The sequence below is a fragment of the Streptomyces sp. TE5632 genome (assembly GCF_054061295.1).
On sequence record NZ_JBSSEA010000003.1, the window covers coordinates 1,353,762 to 1,372,615 of the forward strand.

At 73.6% G+C, this 18,854-nt stretch carries 15 protein-coding genes; all 15 read left to right on the forward strand.

The window, feature by feature from the left end:
• The first annotated feature begins 152 nt into the window (after positions 1–152).
• The 15 genes from ACVW19_RS11270 (at position 153) to ACVW19_RS11340 (ending at position 18,705) form a co-directional block, all read left to right on the forward strand.
• Positions 153–1,112, forward strand: a complete 960-nt coding sequence (locus ACVW19_RS11270) for an ATP-binding cassette domain-containing protein (protein ID WP_457458891.1) — start codon at positions 153–155, stop codon at positions 1,110–1,112.
• Between the two features lie 67 nt (positions 1,113–1,179).
• Positions 1,180–1,986 (forward strand): ABC transporter permease subunit, encoded by an 807-nt coding sequence (locus ACVW19_RS11275; RefSeq protein WP_457458893.1) that lies wholly within the window; start codon positions 1,180–1,182, stop codon positions 1,984–1,986.
• Between the two features lie 233 nt (positions 1,987–2,219).
• Positions 2,220–3,512 carry a beta-ketoacyl-[acyl-carrier-protein] synthase family protein gene (locus ACVW19_RS11280; protein ID WP_457458895.1) on the forward strand — a complete coding sequence of 431 codons (1,293 nt, stop codon included), beginning with the start codon at positions 2,220–2,222 and terminating at the stop codon, positions 3,510–3,512.
• On the forward strand, positions 3,509–5,353 hold the full coding sequence (locus ACVW19_RS11285; RefSeq protein WP_457458897.1) for a CoA-transferase: 1,845 nt from the start codon (positions 3,509–3,511) through the stop codon (positions 5,351–5,353). Before ACVW19_RS11280 ends, ACVW19_RS11285 begins: the two co-directional genes overlap by 4 nt.
• A complete protein-coding gene (locus ACVW19_RS11290; RefSeq protein ID WP_457458899.1) occupies positions 5,350–6,390 on the forward strand; it encodes a ketoacyl-ACP synthase III in 1,041 nt (346 codons plus the stop codon). Before ACVW19_RS11285 ends, ACVW19_RS11290 begins: the two co-directional genes overlap by 4 nt.
• 71 nt (positions 6,391–6,461) lie before the next feature.
• Positions 6,462–7,430 (forward strand): ketoacyl-ACP synthase III, encoded by a 969-nt coding sequence (locus ACVW19_RS11295; protein ID WP_457458901.1) that lies wholly within the window; start codon positions 6,462–6,464, stop codon positions 7,428–7,430.
• A complete protein-coding gene (locus ACVW19_RS11300; protein ID WP_457458903.1) occupies positions 7,423–8,382 on the forward strand; it encodes an SDR family NAD(P)-dependent oxidoreductase in 960 nt (319 codons plus the stop codon). Before ACVW19_RS11295 ends, ACVW19_RS11300 begins: the two co-directional genes overlap by 8 nt.
• Complete coding sequence (locus tag ACVW19_RS11305) at positions 8,379–9,203, forward strand: SDR family NAD(P)-dependent oxidoreductase (RefSeq protein WP_457458904.1); 825 nt, start codon at positions 8,379–8,381, stop codon at positions 9,201–9,203. Before ACVW19_RS11300 ends, ACVW19_RS11305 begins: the two co-directional genes overlap by 4 nt.
• On the forward strand, positions 9,200–10,588 hold the full coding sequence (locus ACVW19_RS11310) for a beta-ketoacyl-[acyl-carrier-protein] synthase family protein (protein WP_457458906.1): 1,389 nt from the start codon (positions 9,200–9,202) through the stop codon (positions 10,586–10,588). The genes ACVW19_RS11305 and ACVW19_RS11310 overlap by 4 nt, the downstream gene beginning before the upstream one ends.
• Positions 10,578–11,858: a beta-ketoacyl synthase gene (locus ACVW19_RS11315; protein ID WP_457458908.1), complete on the forward strand. Its 1,281-nt coding sequence runs from the start codon at positions 10,578–10,580 to the stop codon at positions 11,856–11,858. Before ACVW19_RS11310 ends, ACVW19_RS11315 begins: the two co-directional genes overlap by 11 nt.
• The gene (locus ACVW19_RS11320; protein WP_457458910.1) at positions 11,855–13,405 is read left to right on the forward strand and encodes an SDR family NAD(P)-dependent oxidoreductase; all 1,551 of its coding nucleotides are present in this window, start codon (positions 11,855–11,857) and stop codon (positions 13,403–13,405) included. The genes ACVW19_RS11315 and ACVW19_RS11320 overlap by 4 nt, the downstream gene beginning before the upstream one ends.
• Positions 13,402–14,313 carry an SDR family oxidoreductase gene (locus ACVW19_RS11325; protein ID WP_457458912.1) on the forward strand — a complete coding sequence of 304 codons (912 nt, stop codon included), beginning with the start codon at positions 13,402–13,404 and terminating at the stop codon, positions 14,311–14,313. The genes ACVW19_RS11320 and ACVW19_RS11325 overlap by 4 nt, the downstream gene beginning before the upstream one ends.
• Positions 14,313–16,028: a CocE/NonD family hydrolase gene (locus ACVW19_RS11330; RefSeq protein WP_457458914.1), complete on the forward strand. Its 1,716-nt coding sequence runs from the start codon at positions 14,313–14,315 to the stop codon at positions 16,026–16,028. The genes ACVW19_RS11325 and ACVW19_RS11330 overlap by 1 nt, the downstream gene beginning before the upstream one ends.
• Positions 16,025–17,815, forward strand: coding sequence for an AMP-binding protein (locus ACVW19_RS11335; protein ID WP_457458916.1), 1,791 nt, complete (start codon positions 16,025–16,027; stop codon positions 17,813–17,815). Before ACVW19_RS11330 ends, ACVW19_RS11335 begins: the two co-directional genes overlap by 4 nt.
• Complete coding sequence (locus tag ACVW19_RS11340) at positions 17,812–18,705, forward strand: enoyl-CoA hydratase/isomerase family protein (RefSeq protein ID WP_457458918.1); 894 nt, start codon at positions 17,812–17,814, stop codon at positions 18,703–18,705. The genes ACVW19_RS11335 and ACVW19_RS11340 overlap by 4 nt, the downstream gene beginning before the upstream one ends.
• Positions 18,706–18,854 lie beyond the last annotated feature (149 nt).

Below are 18,854 nucleotides of genomic sequence, written 5' to 3' on the forward strand. Positions count from 1 at the left end.
CGATCAGATCCGGTCCCCGGTGACCATGCCGTGCACACCGTACGGCCGACGCCGAGGCCCGCCCCCCCCCGATGCCCCAGACACCCGCCGGAGGACTCCGGCCGACGGTGGACGCACAAGCCGTTGACGCAAGAGGAGAGAGCAGAAGAGACGTGACCCCTCTCATCGAATGTACCGATGTCACCAAGAAGTTCGGTGACTTCACCGCGCTGAGCCGACTGAACCTGACGGTCCCCCAGGGCGTGGTCCACGGATACCTGGGGCCCAACGGAGCGGGCAAGAGCACCACGATCCGTATGCTCATGGGTCTCTCCCGTCCCACCTCGGGCCGGGTCCGGGTGCTGGGCCAGGACCCCACCGACCCCGAGGTGCGGCGGCGGATCGGCTATCTGCCCGGTGAGCTGCGGCTGGACGACCGGCTGACCATCGAGCAGACGCTGACCTCCTGGGGCAGGCTGCGGGGGCTGACCGACACCGCCTACCGGGACGAGCTGGTCCGGCGGTTCGGGGTCGATCCGGCCCGGAAGGTACGCGGGTTGTCGACCGGCAACCGCCGCAAGGTCGGCCTGATCGGCGCCTTCATGGCCCGGCCGGAACTGCTGATCCTCGACGAACCGACCAACGGGCTCGACCCGTTGATGCAGCAGGTGTTCCTCGGCTTCGTCGAGGAGGCCAGGGACAACGGGCAGAGCGTGCTGCTCTCCTCGCACATCCTCTCCGAGGTCGAGCGGGTCGCGGACCTGGTCGCGGTGCTCCAGGGCGGCAGGCTCGCCGCCTCCGGCCCGACGCGCGAGCTGCGCAGGGGGGCCGCGCAGCGCTTCCACATCACCTTCGCGGACGGCGAGGACGTGCCGCTCACCGCGCTGGCCGCCCTGGAGGGCGCATCGGCGGTGGAGCGGCGCAGGCCGGAGGGCCAGGAGGTCTCCCTGGCGTGGACCGGCTCGCCGGACGGGCTGCTGCGGTTCCTGGCGGGACACCGGATCACGACGCTCACCGCGCCCGAACCGGACCTGGAGGAGGCGTTCCTCGAGTACTACCAGCAGGACGTCCCGGGCAGCAGGAGCAGTGCCGCCGGGGAGACCTCCCCGGCCGCCGGCCCGCTGCGGCAGTGACCGCGGGCGAACCCGCGACGGTCTCAGTGATCAAGGCCGCCCCCGGGACGGCCGGAAGGGAACACACATGTCATCGCCCAGCTCGGAGATCTTCCGGCGCGGAGTACAGATCCAGAAACGCACCCTGCTCGCCTGGTCGGCCGCGCTGGTCCTGCTCGCGCTCTCCGTCGTCGGCGCCTGGCCCTCGATGGAGAGCTCCGGTGCGCTGGAGGACTTCTCCTCGGGCGTCTCCCCCGAGGTGGCCGCTGCGTTCGGGATCGACCAGATCAGCAGTGCGAGCGGCTACCTCAAGGGGAACCTCTACGCGGTCCTGCTGCCGCTGCTGCTCGGACTGATGGCCGTGACCACCGTCACCGCCCTGACCGGCGGGGACGAGGAGGCGGGGCGGCTCGAACTGCTGCTCGCGCTGCCGGTCGCCCGCCGGCAGGTCTTCCTGATGCGCTTCCTCGGCGTCCTCTTCGGCCTGGCCGTCACCAGCTTCCTGGTCTGGCTGTCGGTGTACGGCTCGGTCGTCTCGTTCGACATGGACGTCTCCGCGGGCGGGGTGGCGGCGGTGACGCTGACCACCGCCCTGCTGGCCGTCCTGCACGCGGGCGTCGCCTACGCCGTCGTCGGGTTCGGCTTCGGACGCGGCCCCGCGCTGGGGCTGGCGGCGGGGGTGCTCGTCGTCGGATACCTGCTGCACGCCATCGCGCCGATGTCCGACGCCCTGGAACCACTGGCGAACATCTCGCCCTGGGAGTGGGCGCTGGGCAACGACCCGCTGCTCAACGGCGTTCCCTGGGGCGGGGTCGCACTGCTGGCGGCCGGCGCCGTCGCGCTGGTCGCCGCCGGTACGTACGCCGTGGACCGACGCGACGTCAAGAACGCCTGAACCAGGCCCCCGTCCCGCATCCCCGAAGCGGCCCGGCACCTCCCTGATGGAGGTGCCGGGCCGTCGACGTGTGTGCCGAGGAGCGTCGGCACATGTGCCGGAGGCCGTTGGCACACATCGCAAGTCGTTGACGTACATGACGGGAAATCAAGTACTGGCAGTCACCGGAAAAGACGTGCATGAGTACTTGACGGCAATATCGAGGCTCATGTAGTGGGAGTTAGCTTCGAGCCATGGACAGCAGCCGAGTTCACTCCGCAGACCCCCACGATCCCATCGTGCTGACCGGCATCGGGTGTGCACTACCCGGCACTCCTGATGTCCACGCGTTCTGGAACCACATCTCCACAGGGACCTCACAGGTGAGCCGGCTGGAACGGCCCGAGTTCACCGCTGCCGGGCTGCCCGTCCACGCGGCCGCGCAGCTCGACGACTTCGACGTCGCGACCCGGTTGCCGGACCTCCTCCCGGCGCATGCCGCGAAGTACAACCGCGACATCCTGGCGACGATGGCCGCCGTCACCGACGCGCTGAAGGACGCCGGGATCGCCCGGGGCCAGATCGCCCCGGAACGGATGAGCATCGTCCAGTCCTCGTCCCGCGGCCCCCTGTCCTGGTGGCGTGAGACCATCACCGCCGGCCCCGAACAGGACCCGTACGGAGGCAAGGCCACCGCGATGTTCCGCGGACTGGCCGGCTGCCCGGCGACCCTGGCCGCCATCGACGTCGGCGCCCGCGGCCTGGTCACCACCATCAGCAGCGCCTGTGTCGGCGGCCACCACGCGATCGGCATCGCCCTGCGCGAACTGCGCTCGGGCAGCGCCGACATCGTCCTCGCCGGAGGCCACGAGTTCCCGATCGCCCCCGAGGTCGCCCGCTGCTACCTGGGGCTCGGCGACGGTGTGCTCTCCCCCGAGATCGACGACCCCGCCACCGCCGTACGCCCCTACGACCGCGACCGGCGCGGATTCGCCCTCGGCGAGGGGGCCATGACGCTCTGCCTGGAACGCGAGTCGTCCGCCCGGGAGCGCGGCGCCCGGATCTACGCGCGGGTCCTGGGCCACCGTGCCCTCAACGAGGCCAACCACGCCACCAGCATGGACCTGGTCGGGGACGTCACCGCCTCGGTCATCGCGGGCGTGCTCGAAGACGCCGGGCGCAAGCCGGAGGAGATCGGCTACGTCTGCGGCCACGGCACCGCCACCCGGTACAACGACATCGCCGAGAGCCGGGCCCTGCGCCGTCTGCTGCCGCACCACGACGACGCCGGCCTGCCGCCGCACGGCTCCAACAAGCCCGTGTACGGCCACACGTTCGGCATGGCCGGGATCATCAACGTCGCCGCCACCTCGCTGATGCTGCACCACCAGCGGCTGGCCCGCACGGCCAACCACCTCAACCCGGACCCCGAGTGCGACTACGACCACGTCGCCGAGGGGCCGCGCGACACCGAGATCGACCTCGCGGTCTCGCTGTCCTTCGCCTTCGGCTCGCAGACCTCCGTCATGGCCCTGGAGCAAGCATGACCATCACCCCCGAACGCCACGCCGCCCCCGTCCGCCCGGACGGGGCCCGGCGCACCCCCTACCGGGCCACCGGCCCCGACGACCTGGTGCGCCGCTTCGTCCGTGAGGGCGACCACGTGCACGCCGCGGCGACGATGTCCCGGCCCAACGCCCTCCTGAGCGCGCTCTGCCGGGCCTTCGCCGGGACCCACAGCCTCACCGTCAGCACCACCGCCGTCCACTCCAGCGCCCACGCGCTCGCCCTCTCCGGCGCGGTGCGCAAGGTGATCACCGGTTTCCTCGGCGACACCTACCCCTCGCCCCGCCCCAACCGCCTCTACCGCGAACTCGCCGAGGGCCGGCCGTTCGAGGTGGAGATGTGGTCGCTGCTCAGCTACACCCAGCGCCTGATGGCCGCCGCGCTCGGCCAGCCCTTCGCCACCACCGGCTCGATGCTCGCCGAGACCGACCTGCTCCACGGCAAGGAGGGGTCCCTGCACCTGGTGCCGCACCCGGAGAACCCGGAGCGCACCGTCACCCTGCTCAGCCCGCTGCGCCCCCGCTTCACCCTCTTCCACGGCGTCTGCGCCGACCGTCGCGGCAACGTCGTGGCCTGCCCCCCGCTGGGCGAGGGCGCCTGGGCCGCGTACGCCGCCACCGAAGGGGTCCTGGCCTCCGTGGAGGCGATCGTCGACGACGAGGTGATCGCGGCGATGCCGGACCGGGTGGTGATCCCGGCCGCCCGCGTCCTCGGCCTGTGCGAGGCCCCGCTCGGCGCCCACCCGCAGTCGCTGCGTACCGGGGGACTGGCCGGAGTCGAGGGCTACCTGGACGACTACGACTTCCTCACCGACATCGTGGCCGCCTGCAAGGACCCGCAGTCCGCCGCCGACTGGTACGAGAAGTGGGTCGGCGGGGTGGAGAGCCACGCCGACTACCTGGAGCGCCTGGGCGAGGAGCGCCGCGCCTCTCTGGTCTTCCCCGCTCCCCCGGGCGCCGCCGACGGCGCCGACAGCCCCGGCAGGACGGCGAGCGCCGAGAGCGAGACGGATGTGCTCGGTCCGCCCACCGAGCAGGAGCAGCTCATCGTGCTCGGTGCCCGCACGGTGGCCGACCTGGTCCGCGAGCGCGGCTACGACACGCTCCTCGCCGGCATCGGCACCTCCCACATGTCCGCGTGGCTGGCCGCCCGGCTGCTGGCGAACGACGGCATCCAGGTGCAGGTGGCCGCCGAACTGGGCCTCCAGTCGATGGACCCCGAGCCCGGCGACGTCTTCCTCTTCAGCCAGCGGCACGCCGAGCGCTCGCAGATGCTGGCGGGCATCGCGGAGACGCTGGGCGGCGCGGTCGCGGCCAACCCCCGCTGCCTGGGTGTGCTCTCCGCCGCGGAGATCGACCCGGACGCCAACATCAACACGACGCTGCTGCCCGACGGCCGCTGGATCACCGGCACGGGCGGGGCCAACGACATCGCCTCCTCGGTGGACTGCGTCGTCGTCGCGGTCGCCTCGCCCCGCCGCTACGTACGGCGGCTGACCCACCTCACCAGTCCGGGCCTGCGCGTCCGTGACGTGGTCAGCCAGTTCGGGCGCTTCTGCCGGTCCGGTCCGGGCGCCGCCTTCGAGCTGACGAGCTGGCTGCCGCCGGTGCCGGGCCGGGGGCGCACCGAGCGGGACCTGCCCGACGGTCCCGCGGCCGCCGTGCGCGACCTCACCGGCTGGGCCCCCTCCCCGGCCGACGACGGCACCGGCGAGAGCACGCCCGCCGCGGGCGTCAGCCGGCTCCTGATCGAGGAGAAGGCCGTCACCACCGAAGAACTGACCCTGCTGCGCACCATGGACCCGGAAGGCTTCTACCGATGACTCCCACCGACACCGCTCCCGACCCGGTGACGGCCGACCGCCGCCCCCTGCCGCCCACCGCGATCGCCCCCGTGCGGCTCGCCGGTATCAGCCACTACTTTCCCGGCGAGCCGATCACCAACGCCCACTTCGAGCAGATCGACGCGCTGGGCATCGACGACGCCTGGATACGCGAGAACACCGGGATCGTCAGCCGCCACTGGCCGTCCGACGAGAAGGAGCGCGCGGTGGAGATGGCGGCCCGGGCGGTGGACGGCGCCCTGACCGCCGCCGGCCTGGAGCCCGACGACATTGACCTCGTCATCGGCACCACCTCCACCACCCGGCCGCGGACCAACCCCTCCAGCGCCACCAACAACTACATGGACATCTCGCTGCCGCTCCAGCGGCAGGCCGGGCTGCGCCACGCCACCTGCTTCGACGTCACCTCGGTCGCCTGCGCCGGGTTCATGTACGCCACCGCCACCGCCGCCTCGATGCTCCCGGCCCTGGGGATGCGCAACGCGCTGGTGGTCTGCGCGGAGAACCCGAGCCCCATCCTGAACTTCGACTACCGCTACTCGGCGCTGTTCGGTGCGGGGGCCGCCGCGGCGGTCTGGTCGGCGGACACCGAGGAGCGCGGGCTGCTGGACGTGGCGCTGCACGCGGACGGCTCGTACTTCGACGCCTTCGACATCGACGAGAACGACAAGATGCTGATGCGCGGCCGGGAGGTCGGCGCGGTCGGCCCGAAGCTGCTCTCCCACGTCGGCCGGGAGATCCTGGAGCGCAACGGCCTGAGCGTCGGTGACGTCGACTGGTTCGTGCCGCACCAGGGCAACCTGAACATGATCAACCAGGTGTGCCGGACGCTGGAGATCCCGGGCGAGAAGCTCCTCACCAACATCCAGGAGCGCGGCAACACCTCCAGCGTCTCCATCCCGAGCTGCCTCTCCGAGAACATCCGCTCCGGCAAGATCCGCTCCGGCGACCTCGTCGCGACCATCGGCATCGGCCGCGGCTTCAGCTGGGGCGCGATGCTCCTGCGGATTCCGTGAGCTCCGACGGTCCCACGTCCGCCAGGCGGTCCCCGGCCCCGGCGGCACCGCACAGTACGGGAAGACGAGAGATGCCCGACAAGACTCCCCTGTGGCGCGAGAGCGGTCTGCGCCTGTCCGGATTCGGACACTACTACCCGCGCCGTCTGGTCGAGAACGAGACGGCCGCGGACCCCGCCGGCAACGCCGTGGACGAGGCCGTCATCGGCCGGCTCGACGTACGGAGCCGTCATGTGGCGGACGAGGAGGAGACACCCGCGTACATGGGTGTGCGTGCCGCCCGTGCCGCTCTGGAGCAGGCGGGCGTCACGGCCGGTGAGGTGGACCTGCTGGTCCTCAGCAACTGGACGGACCGTCAGTTCGTCCCCGAGTGGGGCCCGCACACCGCGCATCTGCTGGGCGCGGACCGGGCGCTCGCCTTCGACGTGTGCGGGGCCTGCACGGGCTTCGTGCACGGGGTCCAGACGGCGGCGGCGCTGTTCGGGGCGCACAGCACCTGGCGCCACGCGCTGATCGTCTCCAGTGAGCGTTTCTCGCGCCGGGTGCGTCCGGGCAGCAAGGGCGAACTGATCGTGGGCGACGCGGCCGGTGCGACCGTGCTGTCGCGCGGTGCGGAGCCGGGCGGGGGCCTGTGGGACTCGCTGCTGGTCAGTGACGGTTCCGGCCGCGAGACGGTCACCGTCTACCCGCCCAACGGGTGGATCAGGAGCAGCCGCGAACTGGTCTCCGTCGCGGCCGACTCCCACGCCGACCTGGCCACCCGGATGCTGGCCCGCTCGGACACGAAGATGGACGAGATCGACTGGGTGGTGCCGCACCCCGGGACCGGCCAGTTGCACGCCGCCGTACGCGAACGCCTCGGCATCCCCGAGGAACGCTTCATCACCAACTACGAGACGCGGGCGAACACGGGCAGCGCCTCGGTGCCGATCGTGCTCTCCGAGATGTCGCGCGAGGGCCGGCTGCGGGCCGGGGACCTCTGCTACACGCCGACCGTGGGATCGGGCTGGTACTACGGGGGGCTGCTCTTCCGTGTCTGATCACCTCCCGACGCCCGCTCCCGGCCGACGCGCAGGGGACCGCGGGGCCGCCCTGGTCACCGGCGGCAGCCGGGGCCTGGGCGCGGCGATCGCCCGCCGTCTGGCCGCCTCGGGCCGGCACACCGTGATCTGCGGGCGCAACGAGGAGAGCCTGGACGCCTGTGTGAAGGCGGCGGCCGACGACGGGCTGGTGCTGCACTCCGTGCGGGCGGACGTCACCGACGAGGAGTCGGTGGCCGCCCTGTTCCGGCGGCTGCGGGAAGACGCCCCGCCGCTGGAACTGTGCGTCAACAACGCCGGTAACAACTTCTCCCGCCGTCTGGTGAGCGTCAGGGAACAGCCCGACGGCCCGCCACTGCTCTCCCCGCACTCGCTGGCGGACTTCGAACGGGTGGTGACGTCCCTGCTCACCGGCACCTTCCTCGTCGGCCGGCACGCGGCGCAGGCGATGCTCGCGGCCGGCACGGAGGGGGCGATCGTCAACATCTCCTCCACGGTCCGCCACGGCGCGTACGGGCAGTCGGCGTACTGCGCGGCCAAGTCCGGGGTGGAGGCGCTGACCCGTACCTGGGCGACCGAGCTGGGCGAGTACGGCATCCGGGTGAGCGCGGTGGCGCCCGGCGTCATCGACGGCGACGCGCTGCGCCGCCGCTCGGCGGCGAGCGAACGGCACGCCGCCTACATGGCCGACCTCCGGCGTCATGTGCCGCTGCGCCGCTGGTCCGACGAGCAGGACGTGGCGGAAGCGGTCGCCTTCCTCGCGGACAACCCCTCGGTGACCGGCACCGTGCTGGAAGTGGACGGGGGCGGACTGCCCGCCCGCGTCCTGCCCCCGGTCGACCGGACCCCGGCGCCGGAGAAACCGGCGGAACCGGCGGAACCGGAGAAACCAGCGGAACCAGCGGAACCAGGGAAACCAGGGAAACCGAAGAAAGCGGAGAACTCGGCATGACCAGCGGCTTTTCCCCCACCCTGCTCGAGGGCAGGACCACTCTTCTGACCGGAGCGAGCAGCGGCATCGGTGCCGTGCTGGCGACGATGCTCGCCGCCCACGGCTCCCAGGTGGCGCTCCTGGCCCGCAGCGAGAAGGAGCTGCGCCTGCTGGCCGAGCGGATCGAGGCGGACGGCGGGCGGGCGGTGGCGGTCCCCGGTGACCTCACCGACGCCGGCAGCGTGCGCGCCGCGGTCCGTTCGGCCGAGGAGCAGCTCGGCCCGATCGACCGGCTGGTGCACTGCGCGGGTGAGGCCCGCAACCAGGCGTTCCTCTGCGACCAGGACGAGGACCAGTGGATGGCCACCCTGGACATCAACCTGCTGGGTGCCTTCCGGGTCGCCCGCGCGGTGGTGCCGGGGATGATGGAGCGCCGCGAAGGCAACATCGTGATGGTCTCCTCCATCGCGGGCAAGCGCGGGCTGCCGGCCAACACCTCGTACTGCGCCTCGAAGTTCGGGCTCAACGGCATGACGCAGGCGCTCGCCTCCGAGCTGGGCGCCTTCGGCGTGCGGGTCAACGCGGTCTGCCCCGGGCTCACGGACAGTCCGGCCGCCACCGACGGCGGACGGTACGGCGACGCCTTCATGGCCGCCATCGCCAAGCACCACGGACCGCCGGACCTCACCTGGGAGCGGTATCTCAAGCGCGCGGTCAACAGCACCGTCCTGCGTCGGCTGGTACGCCCCGAAGAGGTCGCGGCCCAGGTGCTGTTCCTGCTCTCCGACCTCTCCGGCGGGATGACCGGACAGGCCGTCAACGTGGACGCGGGGGCTCTGTGAGCACCGCGTACGGCCCGGACCGGGGCGGGCCGCCCTTGCCGGAGCCGCTGTCCGCGCCCGCGGCCCGCCCGTGGTCCCCCGGCCCCCGGGACGCCCTGGTCACCGGTATGGGCTTCTGTCTGCCGGGCGCGGGCGACGAACCGGTGCGTGACGCCAAGCAGGTGTGGGCGGCCGCCTCCACCGGCACCAGCCATGTGGAGCGCGACGGTTTCCACCACGGCACGGTGCGCGGCGCCCGCGAGGCGTTCGGCGAGCTGCTGCCGGAGATGCCCGCGCGCTATCTGCGCAGCTACGCCGAGGTCCACCTCTACGGGCTCGTCTCGCTGGCCGAGGCGTGCGCGGACGCCGGACTCGACCACCGGGCGGGTGAGTTGAGGGGCGCCGACGTGCTGACCGCCCGCGCCGGGGTGGACAGCAACTACGACAGCTACCGCGCCTGGCACGACGCCGATCCGGCGACCGTCAGCCCGTCGGACGCCAAGTCCCTCTTCGTCCGGCTGCTGGTGGCCGGCACCTCCAGCGATGTGGGCCCGGTGCAGGCCGCGTTGCTCGGCAGCACGGGGGCCAACTACACCGTGAGCTGTGGCTGCGCCTCCTCCTCGGTGCTGCTCGGCATCGCCCGCATGATGATCGCCTCCGGCCAGAGCGACCTGGTGGTCGTCACCGGAGTGGACCGCTTCGACACCGAACGGGTGCTGCACGGGCACCGGTTGCGGGAGGTGGTGGAGCGCGAGGCGGTGACGGTGCGGCACAACAGCGACCCGCCGGCCGCTCCCCGGCACGACCGGCCGATGCGCCCCTACGACGCCGCGGGCGACTGCATGAACTACGGCGACGGTTCGGTGACCCTGATCCTGGAGAGCCGTGAGCACGCCGACGCGCGCGGCGCCCGGGTGCACGGGGCGGTCCTCGGCCAGGCGACCACGCGCGGCGGCCTGAACAGTGCGGTGGCCATCGACACGGGCGGCACGGGGCTGGCCGAGGCGGCCCGCCGCGCCCTGGGCGACCACACCTCGCTGGCGCGGATCCCGTACGTCAACGGCGGCGGCGAGGGCGACGCGCTGTTCACCCGTATCGAGTCCAACGCCGTACGCACGCTGTGGGGCGAGAAGTCCGGTCAGGTGCTGGTGAGTTCGCAGGAGGCGTGCTTCGGCCACAGCGGCGCGCCGCTCGGCAATCTGGGCGCGGCGCTGACGCTGATGATGATGCGTGAGGGCCAGGTCTGCCCCACGGCCAACTGCGTCACCCCCTCGCCCGTGTGCAGCTTCGACCCGGTTCCCGGCACCAGCCCGCGCGCCCTGCGGTTCGACCGTGCGCTGAGCTTCAACTACCAGGTGGGCGGGGTCAACAGCGCGCTGCTGCTGGGCGGTGGCGATGCCTGCTGAGATTCCCGTGCTGCGGCTGGCCGGTGCCGGATTCGTCCTGCCCGGCCCGGACGGCCGCGCCTGCACCGACCTGGACACCTTCTGGCGTGTGGTGCGTGACGGGACGAGCTGCCTGTCACCGTACGACCATCCCGAACTTCCGCTGCGCATCGCCGGAACGGTGGGCGGCTGGGACCCGGAGGCCGAACTGCCACTGTCGGAGCGGCAGATCAGCCGCTCCTCGCGGGCCGGCCTGATGGCCACCGGAGCCGTGCACCGGGCCCTGGAGCACGCCGGCCTGACCGCCGCCGACCTGGATCCGGAGCGCACCGCGCTGGTCGCCTGCTCGCTCCAGTTCGCCTTCCCGGAGACCGAGCGCTACTACGCCCTGGCCCGGGACAAGGGGGTGGCCGCCCTCGGCATGGAGTACTGGCTCAACGGCACCCCTCCCAGCGTGGTGGGCACCGTGGCGTCCGGTCTGCGACTGCCCTGCCAGACCCTGAGCGTGGCGGGTTCGTGCAATGTGGCGCTGCGGACACTCCATCTCGTCCAGCAGATGTTCCGGTGCGGGGACATCGACCGCGCCGTCGTCGTCGGTGTGGACACCACCGTGGACCCGGTCTTCGTGGCGGGCACCAGCCACACCGGGCGCAGCGGTTACCGCGCCTCCTCGCTCTCGGACGACCCCGCCGACATCCGGCCGCACGACGAGGTCCAGACCGGCAACGCCACCGGGGAGGGCGCGCTGGCCGTCGTCCTGGAGGACCCGGTGGCGACCGGGAGCCGTCCGGGACTGCTGCACCGCGCGCATCTGCGCACCTCGCGCAGCAACGGCCCGTCCACCGTCGCCACCGGCCCGCCCGTCAACGTGGTCGCGGACGTCCTGGCCACGCTGGCCTCCGCCCGAAGGGGCCTCGCCGATGTGGCGTTCGTCAACGACTACGCGGACGGCAACCGGTTCGTCGAGGACCACCTGTGCCAGGCGCTGCACGGGGTACGGGAGGCGACCGGGTACCGGGGCGAGGTGCGGCTGACCAACCAGGAGGCGGTCTTCGGCCATGTCGCCGGCACCGGGGGCCTGGTCAAACTCCTCGGCAGCCTGCTCATGCTGCACCACGGTCACATCGCCCCCAGTGCCAACACCCTCGTCCCCTACCCGGGTCTGCCGGCCGATCCGGTGCTCGCGGGCGGCCTGGCGACCGGCGGGGACAGCGCTCTGGTGCTCGCCTCCGGGGCGGGCGGCGACGCCACGAGCATGGTCATCGAATACGAAGGCGGCGACTTGCCATGACCCACGTTCACCACACCGCCCCGCGGCCGGGGACGCCCGCGGGGCCGGACCCGCTGCGGGCGCCGATCAGCACCCACGTGTCCCTGGACGCCTCCGGGGCGGGGGGCGACGGCACCGCGGCCGGGGCCCTGTCCGCGGCGCTGACCGCCCTCGGTCTCACCCCCGCGGCCCCGGACGCCCCCACGCGGGGCCCCGCCCCGGCCGCGTACTGCGCGCTGCTGCTCGGCGAGGAGGCGTACGGCGCCGGGCGCTCGGCCGGCCTGGACCGCGAACGGGTGCGGGCCGCCGCGCTGGCCATGGCGGCGGCGGGCCGGGGCCGCCTCGTCCTGGTGACCGACGCGGCGGGCGAGACGCACACCGGGACCGACCCCGACCGCCACGCGCGGCTCGCCGCCGATCTGGCCTGGTGGCAGCACCTGGTCACCGAGGTGGCCGGGCGCGGCGTCACCGGCAACACCGTGGTCACCGGCTACTGCCCCGGCCTGGGCCACCGCCTGTCCGCCGTGGCCGAGGCCGGGCTGCTGCGCTGTCTCGTGCAGCGCCGCCCCACCACGGCCGCCGATGTGGCGGCCACCGTCGCCTTCCTGCTCTCGAAGGGGTGCTCGTACCTGGTCGGCGAGATCCTGCGGGTGGACGGAGGCGCGGGGATCGGCCAGATCCCGTCCCTGCCCCCCGGCCCTCCGGCCGCCGTCCCCGCACCGCGCCGCAGCGTCCCGCCGGACCCTTTGCCGCCGTCGCCGGTCACCGGTCAGGACCTGTCGGGCCACCGTGTCCTGGTCGCGGGCGCGAGCAGCGGCATCGGCCGGGCCGCCGCCCTGCACCTGGCCGGACGGGGGGCCGACGTGGTGCTGGCCGCCCGCCGTACGCAGGCGCTGGAGGAGGTCGGGGCCGAGATCACCGCGCTCGGCCGACGCGCCTGGCCGCTGCGGTGCGACCTGTCCGACGCCGAGGACGCCGCCACCCTGGGCGAACGCGCCTGGAAGGCGGCCGACGGGGTCACCACCCTGCTCTACGCGGCGGGGCACCTGGGTTTCAGCGCGGTCGGCGGCGACCCCGCGTCCGCCGCCCGGACCTTCGCGATCAATCTGCACGGCTTCGTCGCCGTCACCGAGTACCTGACGGCCCGCTGGCGGGACGAGAAGGTGCCCGGAGCGGTGGTCGGGGTCTCCTCGGTCAGCTCCACGCTCAGCCCGGTGGCGGGGCTGGAGTACTACGGGGCGAGCAAGGCCGCGATGGCGCAGTACATCCGCTGTCTCGCGGTGTCGGTGGCACGCCACGGCATCCGCGCCAACTGCGTGGCCCCCGGCATCATCGAGACGCCGATGGGCGACGCGGCGGGGCCGGAGCACCGGCGCGGCTGGATCAGCCGGATCCCGGCCGGGCGGGTCGGTGAACCGCGTGAGGTGGCGGCGGTGCTCGGCCATCTGCTGAGCGGCTCCGCCGCCCGGATGACCGGCGCGGTGCTGCGGGTGGACGGCGGCTTCGGTCTCGGGGACGTGGCGCCGCTGCGCCCCGGCTTCCCGGGACCCGCGGAGGAGGGCCGATGACCGCGGACCGAGGCACGGACGGCGCCCGGACCGGCGCGGGAGCCGACACGCGGACCGGAGCCGGCGCGCAGGCCGCACCCGCAGCCGCGTCCGGTGCGCCCGACCGTCCCTCGGGCGACCCGCCGGTGGCCCTGGTGGCCGGGGCCTCCTCCGGGATCGGTGCCGCCGTCGCCCGCCGGCTGGCCGCGCGCGGCAGCGCCGTGGCGCTGGTCGGGCGCCGGGAGGCCGAGTTGGAGGACGTCGCGGAGTCGATCCGCGCGAGCGGGGGCACCGCGCTGCCGGTGGCCCTGGACCTGGCGGAGCCGGGCGCCCCCGCCGAGGCGGTCGCCGTCACCACCGCCGCGCTGGGCCCGGTCGGCCTGCTGGTGTGCAGTGCGGGCGCGATCCGGCTGGCCGCCGTCCACGAGACCGAGGAGCGCCACTGGGAGCGGCAGTTGCGGGTGAACCTCACGGTGCCGTTCCTGCTGGCCCGTCAGGTGCTGCCCGGCATGCGGGAGCGCGGCTACGGCTGGATCGTCACCATCGGTTCGGGCGTGGGCTCCGAGGTGGTGCCGGGCAGCGGCGGCTACGGCGTCAGCAAGCACGCCGTACAACGGCTCACCGAGCTGGTCCACGAGGAGAACCGCGACCACGGCGTCCGCGCGGTCACCGTCGCTCCGGGCTGGGTCGCCACCCGGCTCGCGGCCCGGCCCGCGGACCTCGGCGTCCCGGAAGAAGAGGTGCTCACTCCCGAGGACATCGCGGACACCGTCGCGTGGCTCCTGGACCGGCCGGCCCGGATGAGCGTCGGCCCGCTGGTCCGCGTCGAGCCCTCGGCCGGGCGGGCGGCCGCCGGTGACGCCATGACCCGCCATCTGACCAGGTCCCGTGCCGGGGGCACCGGACAGGCCGCGAAGGAGACCCGCTGATGGGCAGGACCACCCTCATCGAGCACGACGTGCCGGTGGAGATGCGCGACGGGACGGTGCTGCGGGCCGATGTGTGGCGGCCCGTCGACGGCCCGCCCGGCCCCGCCGTGCTCTTCCGCACCCCGTACGGCAAGTCCCAGTTGGGGCTGGCCACTCTGACCCCGGCCCAGTGCGTGGAACGGGGGTACGCGGCCGTGGTGCAGGACACCCGGGGCCGGTTCGGCTCGGAGGGCGAGTGGGCCCCGCTGGACTGGGCCCAGGAGGGGCCGGACGGTTACGACAGCGTCGAGTGGACCGCCGAACAGCCCTGGTGCGACGGCAACGTGGCCATGGCGGGCACCTCGTACCAGGCCATCGTCCAGTGGCTGGCCGCCATGGAGAAACCGCCGCACCTGCGGGCCCTCGCGCCCGCCATGTCCACCTCGGCCCCCCTCGACGCCGAGCAGCTCGGCGGCTCCCTGCGGCTGGACCACCTCACGAGCTGGCTCGGGCTGACCGCGCTGGAGTGGGTGCAGCGCCGGGCGGCCGCGGGCGATCCGGTCGACGGGGCGATCGTGGCCGAGGTGGTGGAGCTGCTCACCACGCCCGAGGTGCCGCTGCGGCGCTGGCCGCTCGCCGCCGTCCTGGACTTCGAGGGCTTCCCCGGCAGGCTGCGGGACATCTTCGCGGGACGCGTGGCGACGATGGCCGACTACCGGCTCGGCGAGGTCGGCGTACCCACCTTCTCGGTGGGCGGCTGGTACGACGTGTTCTCCTACGGCACGATCGAGCTCCACCGCGCCATGCGCGCCCAGGACCCGGTGCCCGGCCGGCACGAGCTGGTGATCGGGCCGTGGGTGCACTCCGGCCAACTCCCCCAGGTTCAGGGGGAGGTGAACACCGGTCCGTACGGCTCCGCGCAAGGAGCACGGCTGGCCGATCTGCACCTGGACTTCTTCGACCGCCACCTCCGGCCGGCCGGCGACCGGCAGGACCCCGCTCCCGCCCCGGCCGGCGACGTCCGGTACTTCCTCTTCGGCGACGACACCTGGCACAGGGCGGCCACCTGGCCGCCGCCCGGGGCCGTCGACTCGCCGTGGTACCTGGCGGGGCCCGCCGAGGGGGCCGACGGCGGCAGGCTGCTGCCCTCACCGCCCGAAGGCGGCCCGGGCCACGACACGTTCACCTACGACCCGGAGGACCCGGTCCCCTCGCACGGCGGACGGGTGCTCCAGCTCGGCCGGCTGACGGCGGGCCCGCTCAACCAGGCCCATCTGGAGGGCCGTCCGGACGTGCTCTGCTACACCTCCGAGCCGCTGGCGGAGCCGCTGGACGTGGTCGGCCGGCAGCGGCTGCGGCTGCGTTTCGGCTCGGACGCGCCCGCCACCGCCGTGGTCGCCAAGCTCACCGACGTGCACCCGGACGGACGTTCCCTGCTGGTCGCCGAGGGCAGCCTCCGGCTGGAGGGCACCGGGGACGGCGCGCCCGACGAGCCGTACGAGGCCGATGTCCTGCTCGGTGACACGGCGTGGCGCTTCGCCCCCGGGCACCGGCTGCGGGTCCACGTCACCAGCAGCAACTTCCCGCACCTGGACCGCCACCCCAACGTCCCGGGCCCGGTCGGCGAGGCCGGGCACAGCCGTACCGCCCGGCAGTCGCTCTGGTACGGAGGGCCGTACCAGAGCGTGCTCCGGCTGCAGACCCTGCCCGTGCCGGACGCCGGGGAGGCCCCGTGAGCGCCGGACAGCGCGGGTCCGGACCCGCACCCCTGGCCGCCCGGCCCCTGCCGGACGCCGGGCGGCCCGTCTCCGTACCGGTCCAGCGCGACCCGTCGGCCCGGCCCGCTCCCCCGCGGCTGCCGGCCGATGTGCTCGACCCGGCCTCCGACGCGATGCCGACCGCCGAGCAGTGCGTGCTGGGGCCCCTGCTCAGGCGGCGCGCCGCCGACACCCCGCAGGCCCCCTACGCGCTGATGCCGGACGGTGACGTCTGGACGTACGCGCACACGCTCCGGGAGACGGAGGAGACGGCCGCCGCACTCCAGTCGCTCGGCGTCGCCCCGGGCGACCTGGTGCTGAGCTGGCTGCCCAACGGGCCGGACGCGCTGCGCACCTGGTACGGGACCAACGCGGCCGGCGCCGTCCTGGTCCCCCTCAACACCGCCTACCGGGGGGCGATCCTGCACCAGGTGATCGCCGACAGCGGCGCCCGGGTGCTGGTCTGCCGCCCGTCGCTGGCCGCCCGGCTGGAGGAGAACGCCGACGGTGCCGGGGAGGTGCGCACGGTGGTCCTGCTGCCGGGCCCCGACGACGTGCCGCGGGAGGTCCGGGCGCTCGCCGCACGGCTCTCCGCACGGTTCCGGGTACTGACCGGGCTGCGCGAGGACCGGGCGTCGTTCACGGAGCCGTCGCCCGCGCCGCAGCCCTGGGATCCGCAGACCGTCATCTACACCTCGGGGACGACGGGCCCGTCCAAGGGGGTCGTCTCCTCCTACGCGCACCTCTACAGCAGTTGTACCGCCGCCTTCCACGGCATGGCCGGGCCCGAGGACCGCTATCTGCTGCAACTGCCGCTGTTCCACGCGGGCGGCACGATCGGCGCGTACGGGATGCTGGTGCACGGCGGTTCGGTGACGGTCGTGCCCGCCTTCACCACCGGCGAGTTCTGGCCGCTGATCCGCCGGACGGGAACGACCCTGTGCACGCTGCTCGGCGTGATGGCGACCTATCTGCTCAAGCAGCCGCCCCTGCCGCAGGACACCGGCCATCCGCTGCGGGCGGCCTACGTCATCCCGTTCACCGAGGGGGCGACGGAGTTCTCCGAGCGGTTCGGGGTGTCGGTCCGCGCGCTGTTCAACATGACCGAGGTGTCGTGTCCGGTGCTCTCCGCCCCGGACCCCTCCCCGGGCGTCCCGATGCACTGCGGAGAGCCCCGGCCGGGCATCACAGCCCGGATCGTCGACGACCACGACCGCGAGGTGGCGGACGGCGAGGCGGGCGAGCTGGTGCTGCGCGCACAGCGCCCGTGGTCGTTCCTCAGCGGCTATCTCGGCCGGCCCGCCGAGACCGCGGCGGCCTGGCGCAACGGCTGGTTCCACACCGGGGACACCTTCCGGCGCGCCCCGGACGGCGGTCTGGTCTTCGTCGACCGCAAGAAGGACGCCATCCGCAGGCGCGGCGAGAACATCTCCTCCTTCGAGGTGGAGGCCCAGGCGGTGGCCCACCCTGCCGTTCTGGAGGCCGCGGCGGTGGCGGTGCCCGGCGACGAGGGCGAGGACGAGGTGCTGCTGGTGGTGGCGGGCCGCGATGCCGGCTCACCGGTCGACCCGGCGGAGCTGCTGGAGTTCCTGAGGAGGCGGCTGGCCCACTTCATGCTGCCGCGCTACATCCGAGTGCTGCCCGAGATCCCGAAGACCCCCACCGGCAAGCCGACCAAGCACACGCTGCGTGCCGCGGGCGTGACGGCGGGGACCTGGGACAGAGAGGCCGCGGGCATCCGCATACGCAGGGAGAAGATCGTATGAGCCAGGAAGCATTCCGGACGCGGCAGCCGCACCCGGGCGAGTGGGCGGGGGCCGCGACCGAGTCCTTCGCGGACTTCGCCGGGCGGGTGGACGGCAAGGAGGACGTGCCGCTGCGCGTCCGCCTCGACGGCGGGGTCGCCACGCTGACGCTGGACCGGCCGCACCGCCGCAACAGCCTCGATCTGACGCTCTCCCGCCATCTGCTGCTCGGGCTGATGTCGGCGGGGGACGATCCCCGGGTGCGTACGGTCGTGATCACCGGTAACGGCGGGGCGTTCTGTGCGGGCGACGACGTCGAGAGCGTCCGGCGCTGGCGGCTGGGCGACCGCGTGGACACCCCCTTCGACCCGATCACCTCGGACGCCCACTATCTGCGGGTCTGCGAGGCGATCCTGCACCTCCCCAAGCCGGTGGTGGTGGGGCTGAACGGCCCGGCGGCGGGCGCGGGGGCGGAGATCGCCTGCGCCGCCGACTTCCGCCTGGCGGACACCCGCGCCTCCATCGGCAGCTGCCTGGCCGGGGTCGGGCACGTGGGGAACGTGGTCCTCATGTCCCGGCTGACAGGTCCGGCGCGGGCGACGGAGATCTACCTCACCGGGCGCATGGTCTCCGGGACCGAGGCGGTGCGCCTGGGGCTGTTCGACCGGCTCTGCGAACCGGAGGACTTCGACGACGAACTCGCGGCACTGGCGGACCGGTTCGCGGCGCTGCCGACCGCTTCCGTGGGGTTGTTCAAGGAGCTGCGGGAGCGGAGCTGGGGACAGCCGGCCGAGTACGGGCTGCGGCTCCAGGACGCGTACCACCTCAAGACCCACGCCACGGTGGCCGACGCCCGCGAGGGGATGGCGGCGTTCGCGGAGAAGCGGCCGCCCCGTTTCACCGGGGGATGAGCGGGCGAGGCTTCCTCCCGCCCGGCCCCGGCCGGGCGGGACCGCCTCCCCCTGTGACCGTGACGAAGAAAGCAGCCCGATGAACGAAGCACTGCGGCACCGCCCTGCGGCGACCCCGCCCTCTCCCTCCTTCCCCGGGCTCATCGGCG